Here is an 18,917-nt window from a genome sequence, read left to right as displayed (position 1 = left end):
CTCTTCCAAACTTTAAAAGTGGGGTACCAGGTTCGCTTTCTGGATGTTGCTCAGCGCGAACACTTCATCTTTCCCTTCCACAGTAACCGTGATCATCTCGCCTTCGACAGACTTGATAATACCCTGCCACTTGCGACGGTTCTGTACCGCCATGCGCAGGACCAGGCTGACTTCTTCACCGAGGTAACGCGTATAGTGTTCTGCGGTGAACATCGGGCGATCAAGGCCAGGAGAGGAGACTTCCAAGTTGTAAGCGACCGTGATTGGATCTTCGACGTCCAATACAGCGCTGACCTGGTGGCTGACATCAGCGCAATCATCAACATTGATGCCGTTATCACTATCAATATAGATGCGGAGCGTCGATTGGCGCGCACGAATGAATTCGATGCCTACAAGCTCAAAGCCCAACGCTTCTACGGGTGCCGAAAGCATCTCTGTTAACTGTTGCTCTAATGTGGACAAGCCCACCCCCAAGACATAAAAAAAGGGCTAAATAGCCCAGTGATTCTGTTGCCAAATAACAAAAAACCCCGAAAAATCGGGGCTTTATGCAACTGGACCCTGTTTGCCGCTAGGCGGCCTCGGTACAACTTTCGAGCAAGTGTCATTTTCAAATGTTGATCGAGAAAAGCGGATTTCAATCGAAAAGTGTATTTGAAAATAAACACTTAAAGGAAAGTGGTTGCGGGGGCCGGATTTGAACCGACGACCTTCGGGTTATGAGCCCGACGAGCTACCAGGCTGCTCCACCCCGCGTCCGAAAACGTGGCAAATACTACGCCGATAATCGCAAAATTGCAAGTTATCTCTGGGATTTGGTACCGAGGATGGGACTCGAACCCACAAGCCCGTTAGGGCACTACCACCTCAAGGTAGCGTGTCTACCAATTCCACCACCTCGGTACTGATTCTTACTGCTAACGGCCGTTGTTCCTTCGAGTTCACAACCACCGTTTACAAACTTTTTGCGGCTTACTGCGGGATGTCGCTGCTCGGCTTAGCTGGTGCTGCCGGCGCGGTCGTCTGCTCAGTTTTCACTGGCTGACCCAGGTTTTCCCACTCGCTGCCTTTCTTGCTTTGGTTGCTGCTGAGGTTGCCCAGAATCAGGCTGATGACGAAGAACAGCGTCGCCAGCACAGCAGTCATGCGGGTCATAAAGTTACCGGAACCACTCGAACCGAACAATGTGCCTGATGCACCTGCTCCGAAAGAGGCTCCCATATCAGCGCCTTTACCTTGCTGTAGCATAATCAGAGCAACCAGCCCGATTGAGATCAGCAGGAAAATTACCAGAAGAGCTTCGTACATAGTAGTACCCGTATCCTTGCGGCCTCACCGCATGCCAAATGCTTCACACTCATCAAGCAGGCGTTTTTACAAACTGCCTACTGAAGCGGGTGTGAATACTAACCAAAGCCGCCAACCCACGCAAGGGCAATTTGCTGCCGCCGGCGCGTTTGCGGAAAAAAACGCCAACAATCATCTATTCGGGCTCAGCGATGCCAAGCCCGATAGCTAACTGTCTGTTTTAACCTGCTGATTTCACCGCATCGGCGATGCGATGCGCCAGCGCGGTCACCTGCTGCTCGTCCTCGCCTTCCACCATCACGCGGATCAACGGCTCGGTGCCCGATTTACGCAGCAGCACCCGGCCACGGCCGGCCAACTCGGTTTCCACCTGCTCGGTGACCTTACGCACCGCTTCAGACTCCAGCGGATTATGCTCGCCGGCGAAGCGGACATTGACCAGGATCTGCGGCAGCAGCTTCATGCCGCTGCACAGGTCATGCAGGCTCATGTGGTTGCGCACCATGGCAGTCAGCACCTGCAGCCCGGCCACGATGCCGTCGCCGGTGGTGGTTTTGTCCAGCAGGATCACATGGCCGGAGTTTTCCGCACCGATGCGCCAGCCCAGTTCCTGCAGTTTCTCCAGCACGTAACGGTCGCCCACTTTGGCGCGAGCGAACGGAATACCCAGCTGTTTCAGCGCCAGCTCCAGCCCCATATTACTCATCAGGGTACCGACCGCGCCGCCGCGCAGCTGCCCCTGACGCAGGCCTTCGCGGGCGATGATGTACAGGATCTGATCGCCATCCACCTTGTTGCCGAGGTGATCCACCATCATCACGCGGTCGCCGTCGCCGTCAAACGCCAGGCCAACGTGCGCTTTTTCCTGCAGCACGCGCTCCTGCAGCTGACGCACGTCGGTAGCACCGCATTTTTCGTTGATATTCATACCGTCCGGCTCAACACCGATGGCGATCACCGTGGCGCCCAGTTCGCGCAGCACGCTCGGCGCAATGTGGTAAGTCGCCCCGTTGGCGCAGTCGACCACGATTTTCAGCCCCTTCAGGCTCAGCTCGCTCGGGAAGGTACCTTTGCAGAATTCGATGTAACGGCCGGCGGCGTCGATGATACGGCTGGCTTTACCCAGCTCGGCGGACTCCACGCAGGTCAGCGGTTTTTCCATCTCGGCTTCAATTGCCTCTTCGACGTTGTCCGGCAGTTTGGCGCCGTCGATTGAGAAGAACTTGATACCGTTGTCATAGAACGGGTTATGCGAAGCGGAAATGACAATGCCAGCTTCGGCGCGGAAGGTACGCGTCAGGTAGGCCACCGCCGGCGTGGGCATCGGCCCGGTGAAGGAGGCGGACAATCCAGCGGCCGCCAGACCGGCTTCCAGAGCGGACTCCAGCATATAGCCGGAGATGCGCGTATCCTTACCGATGATGATCTTGCGGGAACCGTGACGCGCCAGCACTTTACCGGCCGCCCAGCCCAGCTTCAGCACGAAGTCCGGCGTGATGGGGCTGTCCCCGACCTTGCCACGGATGCCGTCGGTGCCAAAATATTTGCGCTCGCTCATGTCTCTACTGTCCCTTAGCTGAAAGTGTTGCCTCGACGACACGCATCGCCTCGACGGTTTCTTTAACGTCATGCACTCTGACAATCTGCGCACCCTGCATCGCCGCGATCACCGCGCAGGCCACGCTGCCGATAACCCGTTGATCCGGCGGCACGTTCAGCAGTTGCCCAATCATCGATTTACGCGACATGCCGACCAATAGCGGCAAACCGAAACGATGAAACTCCGACAACCGTGCCAGAAGCTGATAGTTGTGCGCCAAATTTTTACCGAAACCGAAGCCTGGGTCGAGCAGCAATTTCTGATTTGTTATCCCCACCTCGTTACAGCGCTGAATATGATGCTCGAAAAACGCCTGAACATCGGCAATCAGGTCATCGTAATGCGGCGCCTGCTGCATGGTGCGCGGCTGCCCTTGCATATGCATTAGACAGACCGGCAGACCGCTTTCCGCCGCCGCCGCCAGGGCACCCGGCTCCTGCAGCGAACGAATGTCGTTAATCAGATGTGCGCCTGCATGCGCCGATTCGCGGATCACGCCCGCTTTCGAGGTATCGACCGAGATGAAGACTTCGAAGCGCTGCGCCAGCGCTTCCACCACCGGCACGACCCGTTCCAATTCTTCCTCTTCACTCACCTCAGCTGCCCCCGGCCTTGTCGATTCGCCGCCGATATCAATCATCGTGGCGCCGGCCGAAATCAGCGCATGCGCATGTACCAGCGCCTGGTTCAGGGTGTTGTGGCGGCCGCCGTCGGAAAACGAATCCGGCGTCACGTTGAGGATGCCCATCACCTGCGGATGGGAGAGATTGAGCGTCATGTCTCGCACGGTTAACTGCATGGTTGGTCCACCTTACTGTTGCCTGGTTCACTGCCCGCCGGGCAAAAAAAACCCCGGCGTACCGGGGTTTGACGTTATTACACAGCCGCTGTTACTTGTCGAGCTGTTCGGACATGGTGTTGCCCGGCGTTGGGGTGCGCGGCTCATCTACCGGCGTCGGGGCTTTCGGAGTGCCACCGTTGTCGGAGCTGTTGCCTTTGTTCGCATCGTCCCAGCCCGCTGGCGGACGCACGTCTTTGCGGTTCATCAGATCGTCGATCTGCGGCGCATCGATAGTTTCATACTTCATCAGCGCATCCTTCATCGAATGCAGGATGTCCATATTTTCCATCAACAGCGAACGAGCACGCGTGTAGTTACGTTCGATCAGCGACTTCACTTCCTGGTCGATGATACGCGCGGTTTCATCCGACATGTGCTTCGCCTTGGCCACGGAACGGCCCAGGAACACTTCACCCTCTTCTTCCGCATACAGCAGCGGCCCCAGCTTCTCGGAGAAGCCCCATTGGGTCACCATGTTGCGGGCAATGGAGGTCGCCACTTTAATGTCGTTCGACGCACCGGTAGAGACTTTTTCCGGCCCGTAGATGATCTCTTCCGCCAGACGACCGCCGTACAGGGTGGAGATTTGGCTCTCCAGCTTCTGACGGCTGGCGCTGATCGCATCCCCTTCCGGCAGGAAGAAGGTCACACCGAGCGCCCGACCACGAGGAATGATGGTGACCTTGTGTACCGGATCGTGTTCAGGAACCAGGCGGCCAATGATGGCGTGGCCCGCTTCGTGATACGCGGTCGACTCTTTCTGCGCTTCGGTCATCACCATGGAGCGACGTTCCGCACCCATCATGATCTTGTCTTTGGCTTTTTCAAACTCCACCATAGACACCACGCGCTTGTTGCCGCGGGCGGCGAACAGCGCCGCTTCGTTGACCAGGTTGGCCAGGTCGGCACCGGAGAAGCCCGGCGTACCGCGCGCAATGACGGAGGCGTCGATGTCGGCAGCCAACGGCACGCGGCGCATGTGCACCTTCAGGATCTGCTCACGGCCACGCACATCCGGCAGCCCGACCACGACCTGACGGTCGAAACGGCCCGGGCGCAGCAGCGCAGGGTCAAGCACGTCTGGACGGTTGGTCGCCGCGATGACGATGATGCCCTCGTTGCCTTCGAAACCGTCCATCTCAACCAGCATCTGGTTCAGGGTCTGCTCACGCTCATCGTGACCGCCACCCAGGCCGGCGCCACGCTGGCGACCGACGGCGTCGATTTCATCGATGAAGATGATGCACGGCGCAGCTTTCTTCGCTTGTTCGAACATGTCGCGCACGCGGGATGCACCCACGCCGACGAACATTTCGACGAAGTCGGAACCGGAAATGGTGAAGAACGGTACCTTCGCTTCGCCGGCGATCGCTTTCGCCAACAGCGTTTTACCGGTCCCCGGCGGGCCAACCATCAGCACGCCTTTCGGGATCTTGCCGCCCAGCTTCTGGAAACGGCTCGGTTCGCGCAGGTATTCCACCAGTTCGCTCACCTCTTCTTTCGCTTCGTCACAACCGGCGACATCGGCGAAAGTGGTCTTGATCTGGTCTTCCGTCAGCATGCGGGCCTTGCTCTTGCCGAAGGACATCGCGCCCTTGCCGCCGCCGCCCTGCATTTGCCGCATAAAGAAGATCCAGACCCCGATCAGCAACAGCATCGGGAACCAAGAGATAAAGATAGAAGCCAGCAGGCTCGGCTCTTCAGGCGGCTCGCCGACAACTTTCACATTCTTCGTTAACAACGTATCCAGCAACTTAGGATCGTTGACAGGGATGTAGGTCGTGTATTTGTTACTGTCTTTCTTGGTAACGTTAATTTCACGTCCGTTGATTCGCGCTTCGCGAACCTGGTCCTGGGTCAGTTCGGACATGAAGGTAGAGTAATCCACCCTACGGCCATTCGACTCGCTGGGCCCAAAGCTCTGGAATACAGACATCAACACTACCGCGATGACTAACCAGAGAATTAGGTTTTTCGCCATGTCACTCAAGGGATTAACCTCATCTTACAACTGTGTTAACAAACAGCGTTAGGGTACTACAGTTTGCGCCCTGTCGCTACAATGTACACTTCGCGCGAACGGGCGCGGGAAGCGTCTGGCTTACGAATCTTAACCTTCGTAAACAGGGAGCGAATTTCCCGTAGGTACTCGTCAAAGCCATCTCCCTGGAACACCTTCACCAGGAAACTTCCGCCTGGTGCGAGGACATCACGACACATATCCAGCGCCAACTCCACCAGATACATCGACCTTGGAATATCGACCGCCGGGGTGCCACTCATATTCGGGGCCATATCGGACATGACCACCTGAACCTTACTCTCGCCTACTCGTTCCAACAGCGCCTTCAGCACCAGTTCATCACGAAAATCGCCCTGAAGGAAATCGACGCCAACGATAGGATCCATTGGCAAAATATCACAGGCGATGATGCGCCCGGTACCGCCGATTTGGGTGACCACATACTGCGACCAGCCGCCCGGTGCGGCGCCCAGATCAACCACGGTCATTCCCGGTTTGAACAGTTTGTCGCTCTGCTGTATTTCATCAAGTTTAAACCAGGCACGGGAACGCAGTCCCTTTTTCTGCGCCTGCTGCACATATTTATCGCTAAAGTGTTCTTGTAACCAGCGACTGGAGCTAGCCGAACGCTTTTTATTAGCCATCTCGTTTTCCAACTATCATAAAAAGAGTCTTATGTCAGGGTCGCTGCTCACGTAGACTCACACCGGTGAAGACCGATTTGGTGATATACATGAGATGGCGGTAGAATGTACCGTTTTCAATCCCAACTTAAGCAAAAAAGACAATGAATCTGAATAATAAACAAAAACAGCACCTGAAAGGCCTGGCGCATCCGTTAAAACCGGTGGTAATGCTGGGCAATAACGGTCTTACCGAAGGGGTGCTGGCTGAAATTGAACAGGCTCTGGAGCATCATGAGCTGATCAAGGTAAAAATCGCCGCTGAAGATCGCGAAACCAAAACCCTGATCGCCGACGCTATCGTGCGTGAAACGGGCGCCTGCAATGTGCAAGTTATCGGCAGTACGCTTATTCTTTACCGCCCGTCGAAAGAGCGCAAGATCAGTCTACCGCGTTAATAACCATCAGGTTAACGAAAAGGTGCCATGCGCCTGACGAAGATAAAAGGCCGCTTGCGGCCTTTTTCCTATCTTTACAAAACGTTGGCGCATTAATGACCAACGGCCTCGATCAGAGATACTCGACCTTCAGGATCTCGTATTCCACGTCGCCGCCGGGGGTTTTGATCACCACCACGTCGTCTTGCTCTTTGCCGATCAGGCCGCGCGCCATCGGCGAGTTTACCGAAATCAGATTTTTCTTGAAATCGGCCTCATCGTCGCCAACGATGCGGTAAGTCACTTCTTCTTCACTGTCCAGATTCATCACCGATACGGTGGCACCGAAGATCACCCGGCCGGTGTTCGGCATCTTGGTGATATCGATCACCTGAGCATTGGACAGCTTGGCTTCGATTTCCTGAATGCGGCCTTCGCAGAAACCCTGCTGTTCACGGGCGGCATGGTACTCGGCATTCTCTTTCAAATCGCCGTGCTCACGGGCGTCAGCGATATCCGCAATGATTTTCGGGCGGCGCACGCTTTTCAGATATTCGAGCTCTTCGCGCAGTTTTTCAGCGCCAAACAAGGTCATCGGAATTTGGTTCATCGTATAAATACCTCTAAATCTTTCCTGTTCAAATAACCGTCATCCTGACGTATTCGTATGAAAACACGGTTGGCATACCGCCACCCGCCTCCAGGCGACAAACAAAAGAAACCTGACTCGGAACGAGGCCCAAGCCAAGATTGGTTTTGCATTTTGATACGCATTTTAGCCTAGAGTTCCTTGAGGGTCATCGTTTACTTTTTCCCTGATTGCACCGTAGTATGACGGCACGTTATCCAGCTGTTATCCCGAGATTATGCGTTTTTCACGAATTGTCAGTGCATTGGCTTGCGCATTTGTTCTGAATGCGAATGCGGCCCCGGTTGAAGAGTACACACAATATCTGCCTGATGGGGCCAACCTTGCCCTGGTCGTTCAGAAAATCGGTGCCGGCGCGCCGACGATCGATTATCACTCTCAGCAGATGGCGCTGCCGGCCAGTACCCAAAAAGTGCTGACCGCGCTGGCGGCCTTGCTGCAACTCGGGCCCGATTACCGTTTCACCACCACGCTGGAGAGCCAGGGCGATATCCGCGATGGCGTGCTGCGCGGCAACCTGATCGCCCGCTTCAGCGGCGATCCGACCTTCAAGCGCCAGAGCCTGCGCAATATGGTGGCCGTCCTGAAGAAACAGGGCGTGCGCCAAATCAGCGGCGACGTGCTGGTCGATACCTCGGTCTTCGCCAGCCATGACAAGGCGCCCGGCTGGCCGTGGAACGATCTGACGCAGTGCTTCAGCGCGCCGCCGGCCGCCGCCATCGTCGATCGCAATTGTTTCTCGGTCTCGCTGTACAGCGCGCCGAATCCGGGCGACATGGCGTTTATCCGCGTCGCCTCCTATTATCCAGTCAATATGTTTAGCCAGGTGCGCACCCTGGCGCGCGGCTCAGCAGACGCGCAGTACTGCGAGCTGGACGTGGTGCCGGGCGAACTGAACCGCTTTACCCTGACCGGCTGCCTGACGCAACGCAGCGAACCGCTGCCGCTGGCCTTCGCCATCCAGGACGGCGCCAGCTATGCGGGCGCAATCCTGAAAGACGAACTGACCCAGGCCGGTATCCAGATCGACGGGCACTTGAAACGCCAGACGCGTCCCGGCATCACCGGCACGGTGATCGCGCAAACTCAGTCGGCGCCGCTGCACGATCTGTTGAAGATCATGCTGAAGAAATCGGACAACATGATCGCCGATACCGTCTTCCGCACCATCGGCCACGAGCGCTTCGGCGTACCGGGCACCTGGCGAGCGGGCTCCGATGCAGTGCGGCAGGTGCTGCGCCAGAAGGCCGGCATCGATCTGGGCAATACCATTATCGCCGACGGTTCCGGCCTGTCGCGCCACAACCTGCTGGCGCCGGCGACTATGATGCAGGCGCTGCAGTACATCGCTCAGCACGACAACGAGCTGAACTTCATCTCGATGCTGCCGCTGTCCGGCTATGATGGCACCCTGCGCTACCGCGGCGGCCTGCACGAAGCCGGCGTCGACGGCAAGGTGTCGGCCAAGACCGGTGCACTGCAGGGCGTCTACAACCTGGCGGGCTTCATCACGACCGCCAGCGGCCAGCGCATGGCCTTCGTGCAGTATCTCTCCGGCTACGCCGTGCCGCCAGAAGATCAGAAACAGCGCCGCGCGCCGCTGGTGCGCTTCGAAAGCCGCCTGTATCGGGACATTTACCAAAACAACTGAGGATCGTCATGAAGCTGCTGGTCGTTGAGGATGATGAACTGTTGCAACAGGGGCTGGCACTGGCGCTGACCGGCGAAGGTTACGTCTGCGACTGCGCCGCCACGGCGGCGGAGGCCAACAGCCTACTCATCACCAGCCAATACAGCATGGTGATCCTGGATCTCGGTCTGCCGGACATGGACGGCGCCGCACTGCTGCGGCAGTGGCGCCGCCAGCAGATCGATCTGCCGGTGCTGATCCTGACCGCCCGTGATGCCCTGGAAGATCGCGTCGACGGGCTGGATGCCGGCGCCGACGACTACCTGGTCAAACCCTTCGCGCTGGTTGAGCTGCAGGCGCGCGTGCGCGCCCTTCTGCGGCGCTACCAGGGCCACAGCGACAATCTGATGCAGGTGGATGACCTGCAGTTGAACCTCTCCAGCCAGCAGGTCTACCTGCAGCAACAGCCGGTGGAGGTTACGCCGAAAGAGTTTGCCATTCTGGCGCGTCTTATCATGCGTGCCGGGCAGACGGTCAATCGTGAACTCCTGCAGCAGGATCTCTACACCTGGCAGGACGACCTGGGTTCCAACACGCTGGAGGTGCACATCCACAACCTGCGCCGCAAACTGGGCAAGGATCGCATCCGCACCGTGCGCGGCATCGGCTATCGCCTGGAACCCTCGTCATGATCAGCATGCGCCGCCGCCTGCTGCTGATGCTGGCGCTGATCCTGCTGGTCACACAACTCATCAGCGCCTTCTGGCTGTGGCACGAAAGCCAGGAGCAGATCAGTTTCCTGGTGGATGAAACCCTGTCCGCCAAAGTGCGTACCGAGCGCGTCGATACCGAGATCGCCGAGGCCATCGCGTCGCTGCTGGCGCCTTCGCTGATCATGATGGTCGTCACGCTGCTGGCGTCGTTTTGGGCCATCAGCTGGATCATCCGCCCGCTAAACCAATTGCAGCAGCGGCTGGAAAAGCGCTCTGCCGATAACCTGACGCCGCTGCCAATCACCAGCGACAGCCAGGAAATGGTAGCGGTCACCAATGCACTCAATCAGCTGTTCTCACGGCTGGATAACACCATTCAACAGGAACGCCTGTTCACTGCCGACGCCGCCCACGAGCTGCGCACGCCGCTGGCCGGCATCCGCCTGCACCTGGAACTGATGGAAAAGCAGGGCGTCCAGGGCAGCCAGGCGCTGATCGCCCGCATCGATCAACTGATGCACACCGTCGAGCAGTTGCTGATGCTGTCGCGCGCCGGGCAAGACTTCGCCAGCGGCCATTATCAGCATTTCGATTGGGTGGCCGATGTGATCCAACCGCTGCGCGAAGAACTCGACGAAATGACCGCCCAACGCGGACAGACGCTGGATTGGCAATTGCCGGCCGTCGCCGCGGTGAACGGCGATCCGGTGCTGCTGCGGTTGCTGCTGCGCAACCTGGTCGAAAATGCCCACCGTTACGGCCCGGAAGGCGGCGCGATACAGGTGCGATTAACGCCGCAAGACAGCGGCTATCTGCTGCAGGTCATCGACGATGGCCCGGGTATCAAGGAAGAGATGGTTGGGGAGCTGACGCAGGCGTTTCGCCGCATGGATCAACGCTACGGCGGCAGCGGACTGGGCCTGAATATCGTGATCCGCATCGCGCAACTGCACCAGGGGCGATTGACGCTGGAAAACCGCCGCGATGCGCGCGGCCTGAACGCCCAGTGCTGGTTGCCGGAAAAGGCGCTCAAATAACAAGGGCCCAGCGTTGCTGAGCCCTTTATCACCGAATTACTTCTGGTAAATGATTTCGACGCCTTCGTCGTCGTCTTCGTCCCAGTCGTCATCCCAGTCATCTTCCGCTTCGGCTTCCACCTCCGCGATTTGCTCGCGGTGGTAGTCATCCCACATGAATTCGACTTTTTCCGGCGCGCTTTCTTCGATCGCCATCGCTTTCGGCTGAGTGTTGATGAAGTTCATCACGTCCCAGCACAGCGCGTTGACGCCTTCGCGGTTGGCGGCGGAGATCATGTAGTACTTCCCTTCCCAACCCATGCCTTCCACAATCGCTTTGGCGCGTTCGGCAGCTTCTTCCTCACCAATCACATCAATTTTGTTGAACACCAGCCAGCGTGGCTTCTGCGCCAGATTTTCGCTGTATTGGTTCAACTCGTTGATGATCACTTTGGCGTTTTCCACCGGATCGGTTTCGTCGATCGGCGCGATGTCCACCAGGTGCAACAGCACGCGGCAACGCTCCAGGTGTTTCAGGAAGCGAATCCCCAGGCCCGCCCCTTCGGAGGCCCCCTCGATCAACCCCGGAATGTCGGCAACCACAAAGCTCTGCTCGTGGTCCATACGCACCACGCCCAGGCTCGGTACCAGCGTGGTGAACGGATAATCGGCCACCTTAGGTTTGGCAGCAGACACCGCGCGGATGAAGGTCGATTTACCGGCGTTCGGCAGCCCCAGCATGCCCACATCGGCCAGCAGCAACAGCTCCAGCAACAGGTCACGCGCTTCGCCCGCGGTACCCAGCGTCTTCTGACGCGGCGCGCGGTTGACCGAAGATTTGAAACGGGTGTTGCCCAGACCGTGCCAGCCGCCTTTGGCGACCATCAGCTTCTGCTCGTGACGCGTCATGTCGCCGAGGATCTCGCCGGTGCCCTGATCCTTCACGCGCGTGCCGACCGGCACCTTGATGATGACGTCTTTACCGCGTTTGCCGGTACAGTCGCGGCTCTGGCCATTCTGGCCGCGCTCGGCGCGGAAAGACTTCTCAAAGCGGTAGTCGATCAGGGTGTTGAGGTTCTCATCCGCCAGCAGGTAAACGTCGCCGCCGTCACCGCCGTCACCGCCGTCAGGCCCACCGTTCGGGATATATTTTTCGCGGCGGAAGCTGACGCACCCGTTGCCGCCGTCGCCTGCAACGACCAGAATCGCTGCTTCATCTACAAACTTCATTTACCGTCTCCGTAAATCATTCACCGGGCTGCTTCAAAGGAGCAACCAGGGGGGGTTCTGCCCGTCGCGGCCACCACCGGTGACCAATTGCGGAAAACATGGCGCCCGCCACAACCACAAACGCACCCACATAGCCGACGACGTTCAGCGTCGGCGCAGCGAATGCCTGGGGCCAGACCAGCGCCAATAAATCTGAAAACAGCAGGGTAAACAGCGGGGTCAGCGTCACCAACGCGCTCACCTGCGCCGCCTGCCAGCGTGCCATCGCCTCTGCCAGTGCGCCGTAGCCGATCAGCGTGTTGGCGCCGCAAAATAGCAGACACGCCAATTGCCAGCCGCTCAGCTGGAAAATCACCTCGGGTTTGGCCAGAGGGAACAACGCTATCGCACATAAAGTGTACAACATAACCAGGATCTGCGGCGAAGCCAGTCGGCGCAGCAACACCTTTTGCGCCACGCCGTAGCTCACCCAAACCATCGCCGCGCATACGCCCAGCATGACGCCCAGCGTATAGTCCGTCAGCCGGGTGAAGATCTCTATCAAACTGACGTTGAAAAACAGCATCAGTCCGCAAATCAGCATCAGGGCGCCAATAACCTGGGTGATGCGCATACGTTCTTTTAAAATCAGCACGCTGGCGAACATCATGCCCACCGGCGACAGCTGGCCAATCACCTGCGACGCCGTCGGGCTCAGGTATTGCAGCGAGGAGCTGAAGAACACAAAGTTGCCTAGCAGCCCCGCCGTCGCGATCGCCAACAGCAGCAGCCAACGCGGCTGGCGGAACATCGTCAGCCGCGGCAGCTTGCCGCGTACCGCGAGGATCACGCCCAAACCGATGGCGGCCATGGTAAAGCGATACCAGACAACGGTAAACGGCTCCATCACGACCAACACTTCTTTCATCGCGATCGGCAACGCGCCCCAGCAAACCGCCGTGGTTAACGCCAGAGAAATGCCAACGCCGACCTGCTGCTTCGTATCCATATCACCTTCGCCAACGCTGACGGGCCTGCCCTCAGGCAACCCATAAATGTAAAAAGCCCCGCAACGAATTGCGGGGCTTACATCTATTTCGTAAGGCTCGAAAAATTATTCAGCTTCGATGCTGATGAATTTACGATTGCTCGGGCCTTTAACTTCGAATTTGACTTTACCGTCTTTCAAAGCAAACAGAGTGTGGTCTTTGCCGCAACCCACGTTGGTACCAGCGTGGAATTTGGTGCCGCGCTGACGAACGATGATGCTGCCTGCCAGTACTGCTTCGCCGCCAAAGCGTTTTACGCCCAGACGTTTAGCTTCTGAATCGCGACCGTTACGAGTCGAGCCGCCAGCCTTTTTGTGTGCCATTAATCCGCTCTCCTAACTTAAGCGCTGATGCCGGTGATTTTAACGTCAGTGAACCACTGACGGTGGCCCTGCTGCTTACGGTGGTGTTTACGACGACGAAACTTAACAATTTTAATTTTCTCGCCACGACCGTGAGCAACAACTTCAGCTTTGATCTTGCCGCCATCGACGAAAGGAACGCCGATTTTGATATCTTCGCCATTAGCGATCATCAGAATCTGGTCAAACTCAACCGCTTCACCAGTTGCGATGTCCAGCTTTTCCAAGCGAACGGTCTGACCTTCGCTTACTCGGTGTTGTTTACCACCACTTTGGAAAACCGCGTACATATAAAACTCCGCTTTCCGCGTGCCCGACTGTGTTAGTTCAGAGCGCGCTATAAATATTCACAATAGGGCGCGAATTCTACGCAAAAAAGCAGCGTATGACAAGAGCAGAATAAGACCAGAACAAGAAAAAAGAAGAAAAAAAGCGCAGTTTCTTTCGTGGCGTTTATCTGAACCGTTTTTCAAGTACAATCATAGGGACAGTTACCGCCATGTACCGATGTGAGCAGCGATCTCAACGCGGTGAAGAGAAACACAGCTGAAAAAAACACAATGAACCTAGAGCAAATTACCGAGTTAACCGCGCAAGATATGGCGGCCGTGAACGCAACAATTCTCGAACAGCTGAATTCCGATGTCACGCTCATCAATCAGCTTGGCTATTACATTATCAGCGGTGGCGGTAAGCGCATCCGGCCGATGATCGCCGTCCTGGCGGCGCGGGCGTTGGGCTATGAAGGCAACAAGCACGTCACCGTCGCCGCCCTGATCGAATTCATTCATACCGCCACGCTGCTGCATGACGACGTCGTCGACGAATCGGACATGCGCCGCGGCAAAGCCACCGCCAACGCGGCGTTCGGCAACGCCGCCAGCGTGCTGGTCGGCGACTTTATCTATACCCGCGCCTTCCAGATGATGACCAGCCTGGAATCCCTGCGCGTGCTGGCGCTGATGTCGGAGGCGGTCAACGTCATCGCCGAAGGCGAAGTGCTGCAGTTGATGAATGTGCACGATCCCGACATCAGCGAAGAAAGCTATATGCGGGTGATCTACAGCAAAACCGCCCGTCTGTTTGAGGCGGCGGCGCAATCGTCGGCGATCCTGTCCGGCGCCAGCGCCGAACAAGAGAAGGCGCTGCAAGATTATGGCCGCTACCTCGGCACCGCTTTCCAGCTGATCGACGATCTGCTCGACTACAGCGCCGACGGCAGCACCCTGGGCAAAAACACCGGCGACGATCTGAACGAAGGGAAGCCGACCCTGCCGCTGCTGCACGCGATGCACAACGGCGACGACGCCCAGCGTGACATGATCCGTGGCGCAATTGAGCAAGGCAACGGCCGTCATTTGTTGGAGCCGGTACTGCAGGCGATGCAGCAATGCGGTTCGCTGGAATACACCCGCCAACGCGCCGAGGAAGAGGCCGACAAGGCGATCGCCGCGCTGCAGGTGTTGCCGGCATCGGAGCACCGCACGGCGCTGGAAGGCCTGGCCCATTTAGCGGTGCAACGCGATTTTTAAGAAATCGCGATTTCGCAATACACTCATCAGGCCCGCGTACGCGGGCCTGCTTAGGTATTGCTCTCTTCGTCGATACGCGCCAGCAGACCGCCAATCCCTTCCCGCATCAGGAAAGCCACCATTTTCTCGCGCTCGCTCTCCGTCAAATGGTAGTAATACTCGATCCAGACCGCCAACGGATCCTGGCGTTCTACGTCATAGGCCGCCCCGTCTTCCTTCAGCACCAGCAGGTTACGCACACCTGAAGGCAGGCTATCGATATGGTATTCCAACGCTTTTCCCTGCACGCCTTTACGCCTGCGGCTGATCCAGCCTTCGCGCCGGGCCATCAAATTGATTCCCTGTGGTGAGGAGGGTAATCCTGCGATGCCTGTCAGTTCCTTGGCGGCAAACCACTCGTTTTTCATGGCCATCATCTCTGGGCAATAGTGGGCAACGTCATTTTTGGAAATTACCTGGGTATTTTTTAGGAAATTTAATGGTATTCTGGTTTCCGAATAAACGTTTCACGTTGTTCAAACGCTTAACTTTGACTCGTTAGTTATACCACTAACGCAACTTTGGCTAATCAGAAAAGGAATGTAAACATGAATTCAAGGAACCCAGATTGGCACCCGGCAGATATCATCGCGGCGCTACGCAAGCAGGGCACCACGCTGGCGGCGGTGTCGCGCAAGGCCGGATTGAGCTCATCGACGCTGGCCAATGCGCTGTCGCGCCCGTGGCCGAAGGGGGAATGGCTGATCGCCGAAGCGATAGGCATTCACCCATCGGAGATCTGGCCAAGCCGTTATTACGATCCGCACAGCGATTGCCTGCTGGATCGCAAAGCACGCATCAAGTCGTGAACGCGGAACAAAAAAAACCGCCGGAACAGCGTCCGGCGGCGTTTATCGGCTGACTCTCGGTATCGATCAGTTATTGATGAACTTCTCGCCCAGTTCGATATCTTTGTGCAGCACGTCCAGCATCTCGTTCAGCGCTTTCTGCTCGAAGGCGCTCAGGGTGCCGATATCTTTACGCTCTTCAACGCCGTTCTTGCCCAGCACCAGCGGCTGCGCGAAGAAGCGAGCGTATTTGCCGTCGCCTTCAACGTAAGCGCATTCCACAACGCCTTTCTCGCCCTGCAGCGCACGCACCAGAGACAGACCGAAACGTGCCGCCGCCTGGCCCATGGACAGCGTTGCAGACCCGCCGCCGGCTTTGGCTTCTACCACTTCGGTACCGGCGTTCTGAATGCGTTTGGTCAGATCCGCCACTTCCTGATCGGTGAAGCTCACGCCAGGGATCTGCGACAGCAGAGGCAGAATGGTCACGCCAGAGTGGCCGCCGATAACCGGCACGTTCAGCTCTTCCGGCTGCTTGCCTTTCAGCTCGGCCACGAAGGTGTTGGAACGGATGATATCCAGCGAAGTCACGCCGAACAGTTTGTTCTTGTCGTAAACGCCGGCTTTTTTCAGCACTTCCGCCGCGATAGCGACCGTGGTGTTAACCGGGTTGGTGATGATGCCGATGCAGGCTTTCGGGCAGGTTTTCGCCACTTGCTCAATCAGGTTACGCACGATACCGGCGTTAACGTTGAACAGATCAGAGCGATCCATGCCTGGCTTACGGGCCACACCGGCGGAAATCAGCACCACGTCCGCACCGTGCAGAGCCGGGGTCGCGTCTTCGCCGCTGAAGCCTTTGATTTTAACTGCGGTTGGGATGTGGCTTAAGTCGACGGCAACGCCTGGGGTAACGGGGGCAATGTCGTAGAGAGAGAGTTCAGAACCTGAAGGAAGCTGGGTTTTGAGTAGAAGGGCGAGGGCCTGGCCGATACCGCCAGCAGCACCGAGAACTGCAACTTTCATCCTATACTCCTTTATTATCTTAAATATATAAAGCGCCGTGAATGTGTTGGTTACGAACCTTGAGTCATTACACCTTTCAAAACAATAAATTAGTCAATTCTTGCCTGCAGGTGTAATAAAACGGCCGCTGTCGCGCCCATTTTAGATTAAATCGCTTGCGCATGAAGGGCATAGCGCACACTAATCAAAAATAGTGCGAGGTTATTCACGAGCAAGTTAACCGGCCGTTACATTACACCCTTACGCAACATCAGAACAACATCATTTTAATAACATTTTATTTACCACCGTAGGCCGATTTTCCGTCGTCAAAAGGGCATATTCATCGCGGCCGGATTTTGTTAAAATGCCGCCCTTTCCTCGCCGCCCGGTCTTTTTTATTTTCTTTGGGGCGGCCTTTGTTGCATAAAAATTCATCTATATGCATAATCATGACTTCCACTATCAACATTCCACGGTGCAAAATGCGTAATCCCGCAAAACAGGAAGATCTGATCAAGACGTTCAAAGCGTTATTGAAAGAAGAAAAATTCAGTTCTCAAGGCGAGATCGTTTTGGCGCTGCAAGAAGAAGGCTTCGAAAACATTAACCAATCCAAAGTATCGCGCATGCTGACCAAGTTCGGCGCGGTACGTACGCGCAATGCCAAAATGGAAATGGTGTATTGCCTTCCTGCCGAACTCGGCGTGCCGACCACCACCAGCCCGTTGAAGAATCTGGTGCTGGACGTCGACCATAACGACGCCGTCGTGGTGATCCATACCAGCCCGGGCGCCGCGCAGCTGATCGCCCGCCTGCTCGACTCACTGGGTAAATCCCAGGGCATCCTCGGCACGATTGCCGGCGACGATACCATTTTCGTCACCCCGTCCAGCGGCTTTACCGCTCAGAAGCTGCATGAAGCGATCCTGGGCGTGTTTGAGCAAGAGCTGTGAAACCTGGCGCTAACAAAGTGCGGCTACCTTCCGCATTTTGTTAGCGCTTCTTTAACCCTCGCGTTACCTCCCCGGCCTTTAACCGCGTTTAACACTGCTTTTTTATCCCGCAACAACACATTTCCATGACATCGCCATGTAACCAGCAGTACCCACTGTGATCTTCCGCACTTTTGGTTAAAAGCACTTACCTTATTGAAATTACATAAATTTAACATCAAAAGATCGTTTTATGAGCGTTTTTTATTCCTTACAGTTATAAAAAATAAGGATCATAAGGTTAAAGTTTCACTAGCAACTGTTAGCGAACTATTAATTTTTCGCGTTACTAGCTGTATACTCATTTTCGTGAACTGAATCACAGTTCGTTGGAACTGATAAAAGAATACGATGAGGTGAGATAATGAAAATTAAAGCTACCGTTGCAACCCTGAGCGTTCTGTCCATGCTTTCATTTGGTGCATTCGCAGCACAATCTGTTGATGCAACCCAGGCCGCACAACTGCAACCCGCCGGTGTGATCACCGTGAGTGGCGTCGCCGCTGCGCCTTCCGACATTCGCCAGGCACTGTCTGACAAAGCTGACGCCAAAGGGGCGACCGCTTACCGCGTGATCGAAGCGCGCAACGACGGCAACTTCCACGCGACCGCTGAAATCTACAAATAAGTAACGACATTACCCGGCAACGGGCAATACATCTCTGGAATCAAACGCTGTCATAACGGCCTTCAAGAATAAAAATCGCTGCCAAGCCCTTCCAGGCGGTTATGACCAAGGATCGCTATCATGAACATGAAAACTACTCTTGCTGCACTCGGTCTGCTGTCCGTCATCTCCTTCGGCGCATCTGCCGCCCAGTTGGTGACTAACGATCAGACCGCCAATCTGCAATCTATCGGCACCATTACCGTCAGCGGTATCGACGGCGCACCGACCGACATTCGCCAGGCGCTGTCGGAGAAAGCCGACGCTAAAGGCGCGACCGCCTACCGCGTGATCGAAGCGCGTAACGAAGGCAACTACCACGCCACCGCCGAGATTTACAAATAACAACTCTGGGAACGGCTTTGCAGAGCTGATTACCCTCGTCACTGCCACTGCCGAGTTCTGACGCAAACGCCGATTTCCCAGAG

At 56.5% G+C, this 18,917-nt stretch carries 22 protein-coding genes and 2 tRNA genes; 9 read left to right on the top strand and 15 right to left on the bottom strand.

The window, feature by feature from the left end:
* Positions 1 to 12: 12 nt before the first annotated feature.
* The 8 genes from rimP to rlmE form a co-directional block, all read right to left on the bottom strand.
* Positions 13 to 465, bottom strand: coding sequence for a ribosome maturation factor RimP (gene rimP / locus ACSJLU_RS02210; RefSeq protein WP_004933515.1), 453 nt, complete (start codon positions 463 to 465; stop codon positions 13 to 15).
* Between the two features lie 217 nt (positions 466 to 682).
* A tRNA-Met gene (locus ACSJLU_RS02205) sits at positions 683 to 759 on the bottom strand.
* Between the two features lie 60 nt (positions 760 to 819).
* Positions 820 to 906, bottom strand: a tRNA-Leu gene (locus ACSJLU_RS02200).
* Positions 907 to 975: 69 nt separating this feature from the next.
* Positions 976 to 1,311, bottom strand: a complete 336-nt coding sequence (secG, locus tag ACSJLU_RS02195; protein ID WP_004933519.1) for a preprotein translocase subunit SecG — start codon at positions 1,309 to 1,311, stop codon at positions 976 to 978.
* A gap of 220 nt (positions 1,312 to 1,531) precedes the next feature.
* Complete coding sequence (gene glmM / locus ACSJLU_RS02190; RefSeq protein ID WP_025305053.1) at positions 1,532 to 2,869, bottom strand: phosphoglucosamine mutase; 1,338 nt, start codon at positions 2,867 to 2,869, stop codon at positions 1,532 to 1,534.
* 4 nt (positions 2,870 to 2,873) lie between these two features.
* On the bottom strand, positions 2,874 to 3,710 hold the full coding sequence (gene folP / locus ACSJLU_RS02185; RefSeq protein WP_380827491.1) for a dihydropteroate synthase: 837 nt from the start codon (positions 3,708 to 3,710) through the stop codon (positions 2,874 to 2,876).
* A 91-nt stretch (positions 3,711 to 3,801) separates the two neighbouring features.
* Positions 3,802 to 5,733, bottom strand: a complete 1,932-nt coding sequence (gene ftsH, locus ACSJLU_RS02180; RefSeq protein WP_004933529.1) for an ATP-dependent zinc metalloprotease FtsH — start codon at positions 5,731 to 5,733, stop codon at positions 3,802 to 3,804.
* A gap of 56 nt (positions 5,734 to 5,789) precedes the next feature.
* Positions 5,790 to 6,419 carry a 23S rRNA (uridine(2552)-2'-O)-methyltransferase RlmE gene (gene rlmE / locus ACSJLU_RS02175; protein WP_004933533.1) on the bottom strand — a complete coding sequence of 210 codons (630 nt, stop codon included), beginning with the start codon at positions 6,417 to 6,419 and terminating at the stop codon, positions 5,790 to 5,792.
* A gap of 143 nt (positions 6,420 to 6,562) precedes the next feature.
* On the opposite strand from rlmE, the gene yhbY reads away from it, so the two are divergent.
* Positions 6,563 to 6,856 (top strand): ribosome assembly RNA-binding protein YhbY, encoded by a 294-nt coding sequence (gene yhbY / locus ACSJLU_RS02170; protein ID WP_004933536.1) that lies wholly within the window; start codon positions 6,563 to 6,565, stop codon positions 6,854 to 6,856.
* A 112-nt stretch (positions 6,857 to 6,968) separates the two neighbouring features.
* On the opposite strand, the gene greA is transcribed toward yhbY, so the two are convergent.
* On the bottom strand, positions 6,969 to 7,445 hold the full coding sequence (greA, locus tag ACSJLU_RS02165; protein ID WP_025305051.1) for a transcription elongation factor GreA: 477 nt from the start codon (positions 7,443 to 7,445) through the stop codon (positions 6,969 to 6,971).
* A 256-nt stretch (positions 7,446 to 7,701) separates the two neighbouring features.
* Between greA and dacB the strand changes: the two genes are divergently transcribed.
* From dacB to pmrB, 3 genes are read left to right on the top strand one after another with little or no spacing between them, the layout of a single operon-like run.
* Positions 7,702 to 9,135 (top strand): serine-type D-Ala-D-Ala carboxypeptidase, encoded by a 1,434-nt coding sequence (gene dacB / locus ACSJLU_RS02160; RefSeq protein ID WP_025305050.1) that lies wholly within the window; start codon positions 7,702 to 7,704, stop codon positions 9,133 to 9,135.
* Positions 9,136 to 9,143: 8 nt separating this feature from the next.
* Entirely contained in the window at positions 9,144 to 9,806 is a 663-nt protein-coding gene (pmrA, locus tag ACSJLU_RS02155) for a two-component system response regulator PmrA (protein ID WP_019453348.1), read from the top strand.
* Positions 9,803 to 10,864, top strand: a complete 1,062-nt coding sequence (pmrB, locus tag ACSJLU_RS02150) for a two-component system sensor histidine kinase PmrB (protein WP_141997090.1) — start codon at positions 9,803 to 9,805, stop codon at positions 10,862 to 10,864. The genes pmrA and pmrB overlap by 4 nt, the downstream gene beginning before the upstream one ends.
* Positions 10,865 to 10,900: 36 nt before the next feature.
* On the opposite strand, the gene cgtA is transcribed toward pmrB, so the two are convergent.
* From cgtA to rplU, 4 genes are all read right to left on the bottom strand, one after another.
* Positions 10,901 to 12,073: an Obg family GTPase CgtA gene (cgtA, locus tag ACSJLU_RS02145; RefSeq protein WP_025305047.1), complete on the bottom strand. Its 1,173-nt coding sequence runs from the start codon at positions 12,071 to 12,073 to the stop codon at positions 10,901 to 10,903.
* Between the two features lie 16 nt (positions 12,074 to 12,089).
* On the bottom strand, positions 12,090 to 13,061 hold the full coding sequence (locus ACSJLU_RS02140; protein WP_380827486.1) for a DMT family transporter: 972 nt from the start codon (positions 13,059 to 13,061) through the stop codon (positions 12,090 to 12,092).
* A gap of 105 nt (positions 13,062 to 13,166) precedes the next feature.
* Positions 13,167 to 13,424 carry a 50S ribosomal protein L27 gene (gene rpmA, locus ACSJLU_RS02135; RefSeq protein ID WP_004933559.1) on the bottom strand — a complete coding sequence of 86 codons (258 nt, stop codon included), beginning with the start codon at positions 13,422 to 13,424 and terminating at the stop codon, positions 13,167 to 13,169.
* 17 nt (positions 13,425 to 13,441) lie between these two features.
* Complete coding sequence (gene rplU / locus ACSJLU_RS02130) at positions 13,442 to 13,753, bottom strand: 50S ribosomal protein L21 (protein WP_004933561.1); 312 nt, start codon at positions 13,751 to 13,753, stop codon at positions 13,442 to 13,444.
* Between the two features lie 270 nt (positions 13,754 to 14,023).
* Here rplU and ispB point away from each other — a divergent pair, with 270 nt between their 5' ends.
* Positions 14,024 to 14,995 carry an octaprenyl diphosphate synthase gene (ispB, locus tag ACSJLU_RS02125; protein ID WP_025305045.1) on the top strand — a complete coding sequence of 324 codons (972 nt, stop codon included), beginning with the start codon at positions 14,024 to 14,026 and terminating at the stop codon, positions 14,993 to 14,995.
* A 50-nt stretch (positions 14,996 to 15,045) separates the two neighbouring features.
* Here the strand turns inward: ispB and ACSJLU_RS02120 are convergent, their stop codons facing one another.
* Entirely contained in the window at positions 15,046 to 15,402 is a 357-nt protein-coding gene (locus ACSJLU_RS02120) for a DNA-binding protein (protein ID WP_025305044.1), read from the bottom strand.
* A gap of 180 nt (positions 15,403 to 15,582) precedes the next feature.
* On the opposite strand from ACSJLU_RS02120, the gene ACSJLU_RS02115 reads away from it, so the two are divergent.
* Entirely contained in the window at positions 15,583 to 15,843 is a 261-nt protein-coding gene (locus ACSJLU_RS02115; protein ID WP_004933567.1) for a helix-turn-helix domain-containing protein, read from the top strand.
* A gap of 66 nt (positions 15,844 to 15,909) precedes the next feature.
* On the opposite strand, the gene mdh is transcribed toward ACSJLU_RS02115, so the two are convergent.
* Positions 15,910 to 16,848 carry a malate dehydrogenase gene (mdh, locus tag ACSJLU_RS02110; RefSeq protein ID WP_004933569.1) on the bottom strand — a complete coding sequence of 313 codons (939 nt, stop codon included), beginning with the start codon at positions 16,846 to 16,848 and terminating at the stop codon, positions 15,910 to 15,912.
* A 464-nt stretch (positions 16,849 to 17,312) separates the two neighbouring features.
* Here mdh and argR point away from each other — a divergent pair, with 464 nt between their 5' ends.
* The 3 genes from argR to yhcN (ACSJLU_RS02095) all read left to right on the top strand — a co-directional run bounded on the left by argR (position 17,313) and on the right by yhcN (ACSJLU_RS02095) (position 18,834).
* On the top strand, positions 17,313 to 17,783 hold the full coding sequence (argR, locus tag ACSJLU_RS02105; RefSeq protein WP_016929335.1) for a transcriptional regulator ArgR: 471 nt from the start codon (positions 17,313 to 17,315) through the stop codon (positions 17,781 to 17,783).
* A gap of 403 nt (positions 17,784 to 18,186) precedes the next feature.
* Complete coding sequence (gene yhcN, locus ACSJLU_RS02100; protein WP_025305043.1) at positions 18,187 to 18,450, top strand: peroxide/acid stress response protein YhcN; 264 nt, start codon at positions 18,187 to 18,189, stop codon at positions 18,448 to 18,450.
* A gap of 120 nt (positions 18,451 to 18,570) precedes the next feature.
* The gene (yhcN, locus tag ACSJLU_RS02095; RefSeq protein WP_025305042.1) at positions 18,571 to 18,834 is read left to right on the top strand and encodes a peroxide/acid stress response protein YhcN; all 264 of its coding nucleotides are present in this window, start codon (positions 18,571 to 18,573) and stop codon (positions 18,832 to 18,834) included.
* Positions 18,835 to 18,917: the final 83 nt, after the last annotated feature.

The sequence above is a fragment of the Serratia bockelmannii genome (assembly GCF_051803255.1).
In the GTDB taxonomy this organism is placed as follows: domain Bacteria; phylum Pseudomonadota; class Gammaproteobacteria; order Enterobacterales; family Enterobacteriaceae; genus Serratia; species Serratia bockelmannii.
This window is presented reverse-complemented; position numbering and strand designations above follow the sequence as displayed.

Bases quoted from the DNA above. Each gene is read 5' to 3' on its own strand.
- secG (WP_004933519.1), bottom strand. From the start codon at position 1,311: ATGTACGAAGCTCTTCTGGTAATTTTCCTGCTGATCTCAATCGGGCTG.
- glmM (WP_025305053.1), bottom strand. From the start codon at position 2,869: ATGAGCGAGCGCAAATATTTTGGCACCGACGGCATCCGTGGCAAGGTC.
- folP (WP_380827491.1), bottom strand. From the start codon at position 3,710: ATGCAGTTAACCGTGCGAGACATGACGCTCAATCTCTCCCATCCGCAG.
- ftsH (WP_004933529.1), bottom strand. From the start codon at position 5,733: ATGGCGAAAAACCTAATTCTCTGGTTAGTCATCGCGGTAGTGTTGATG.
- rlmE (WP_004933533.1), bottom strand. From the start codon at position 6,419: ATGGCTAATAAAAAGCGTTCGGCTAGCTCCAGTCGCTGGTTACAAGAA.
- yhbY (WP_004933536.1), top strand. From the start codon at position 6,563: ATGAATCTGAATAATAAACAAAAACAGCACCTGAAAGGCCTGGCGCAT.
- greA (WP_025305051.1), bottom strand. From the start codon at position 7,445: ATGAACCAAATTCCGATGACCTTGTTTGGCGCTGAAAAACTGCGCGAA.
- dacB (WP_025305050.1), top strand. From the start codon at position 7,702: ATGCGTTTTTCACGAATTGTCAGTGCATTGGCTTGCGCATTTGTTCTG.
- pmrA (WP_019453348.1), top strand. From the start codon at position 9,144: ATGAAGCTGCTGGTCGTTGAGGATGATGAACTGTTGCAACAGGGGCTG.
- pmrB (WP_141997090.1), top strand. From the start codon at position 9,803: ATGATCAGCATGCGCCGCCGCCTGCTGCTGATGCTGGCGCTGATCCTG.
- cgtA (WP_025305047.1), bottom strand. From the start codon at position 12,073: ATGAAGTTTGTAGATGAAGCAGCGATTCTGGTCGTTGCAGGCGACGGC.
- ACSJLU_RS02140 (WP_380827486.1), bottom strand. From the start codon at position 13,061: ATGGATACGAAGCAGCAGGTCGGCGTTGGCATTTCTCTGGCGTTAACC.
- rpmA (WP_004933559.1), bottom strand. From the start codon at position 13,424: ATGGCACACAAAAAGGCTGGCGGCTCGACTCGTAACGGTCGCGATTCA.
- rplU (WP_004933561.1), bottom strand. From the start codon at position 13,753: ATGTACGCGGTTTTCCAAAGTGGTGGTAAACAACACCGAGTAAGCGAA.
- ispB (WP_025305045.1), top strand. From the start codon at position 14,024: ATGAACCTAGAGCAAATTACCGAGTTAACCGCGCAAGATATGGCGGCC.
- ACSJLU_RS02120 (WP_025305044.1), bottom strand. From the start codon at position 15,402: ATGAAAAACGAGTGGTTTGCCGCCAAGGAACTGACAGGCATCGCAGGA.
- ACSJLU_RS02115 (WP_004933567.1), top strand. From the start codon at position 15,583: ATGAATTCAAGGAACCCAGATTGGCACCCGGCAGATATCATCGCGGCG.
- mdh (WP_004933569.1), bottom strand. From the start codon at position 16,848: ATGAAAGTTGCAGTTCTCGGTGCTGCTGGCGGTATCGGCCAGGCCCTC.
- argR (WP_016929335.1), top strand. From the start codon at position 17,313: ATGCGTAATCCCGCAAAACAGGAAGATCTGATCAAGACGTTCAAAGCG.
- yhcN (WP_025305043.1), top strand. From the start codon at position 18,187: ATGAAAATTAAAGCTACCGTTGCAACCCTGAGCGTTCTGTCCATGCTT.
- yhcN (WP_025305042.1), top strand. From the start codon at position 18,571: ATGAACATGAAAACTACTCTTGCTGCACTCGGTCTGCTGTCCGTCATC.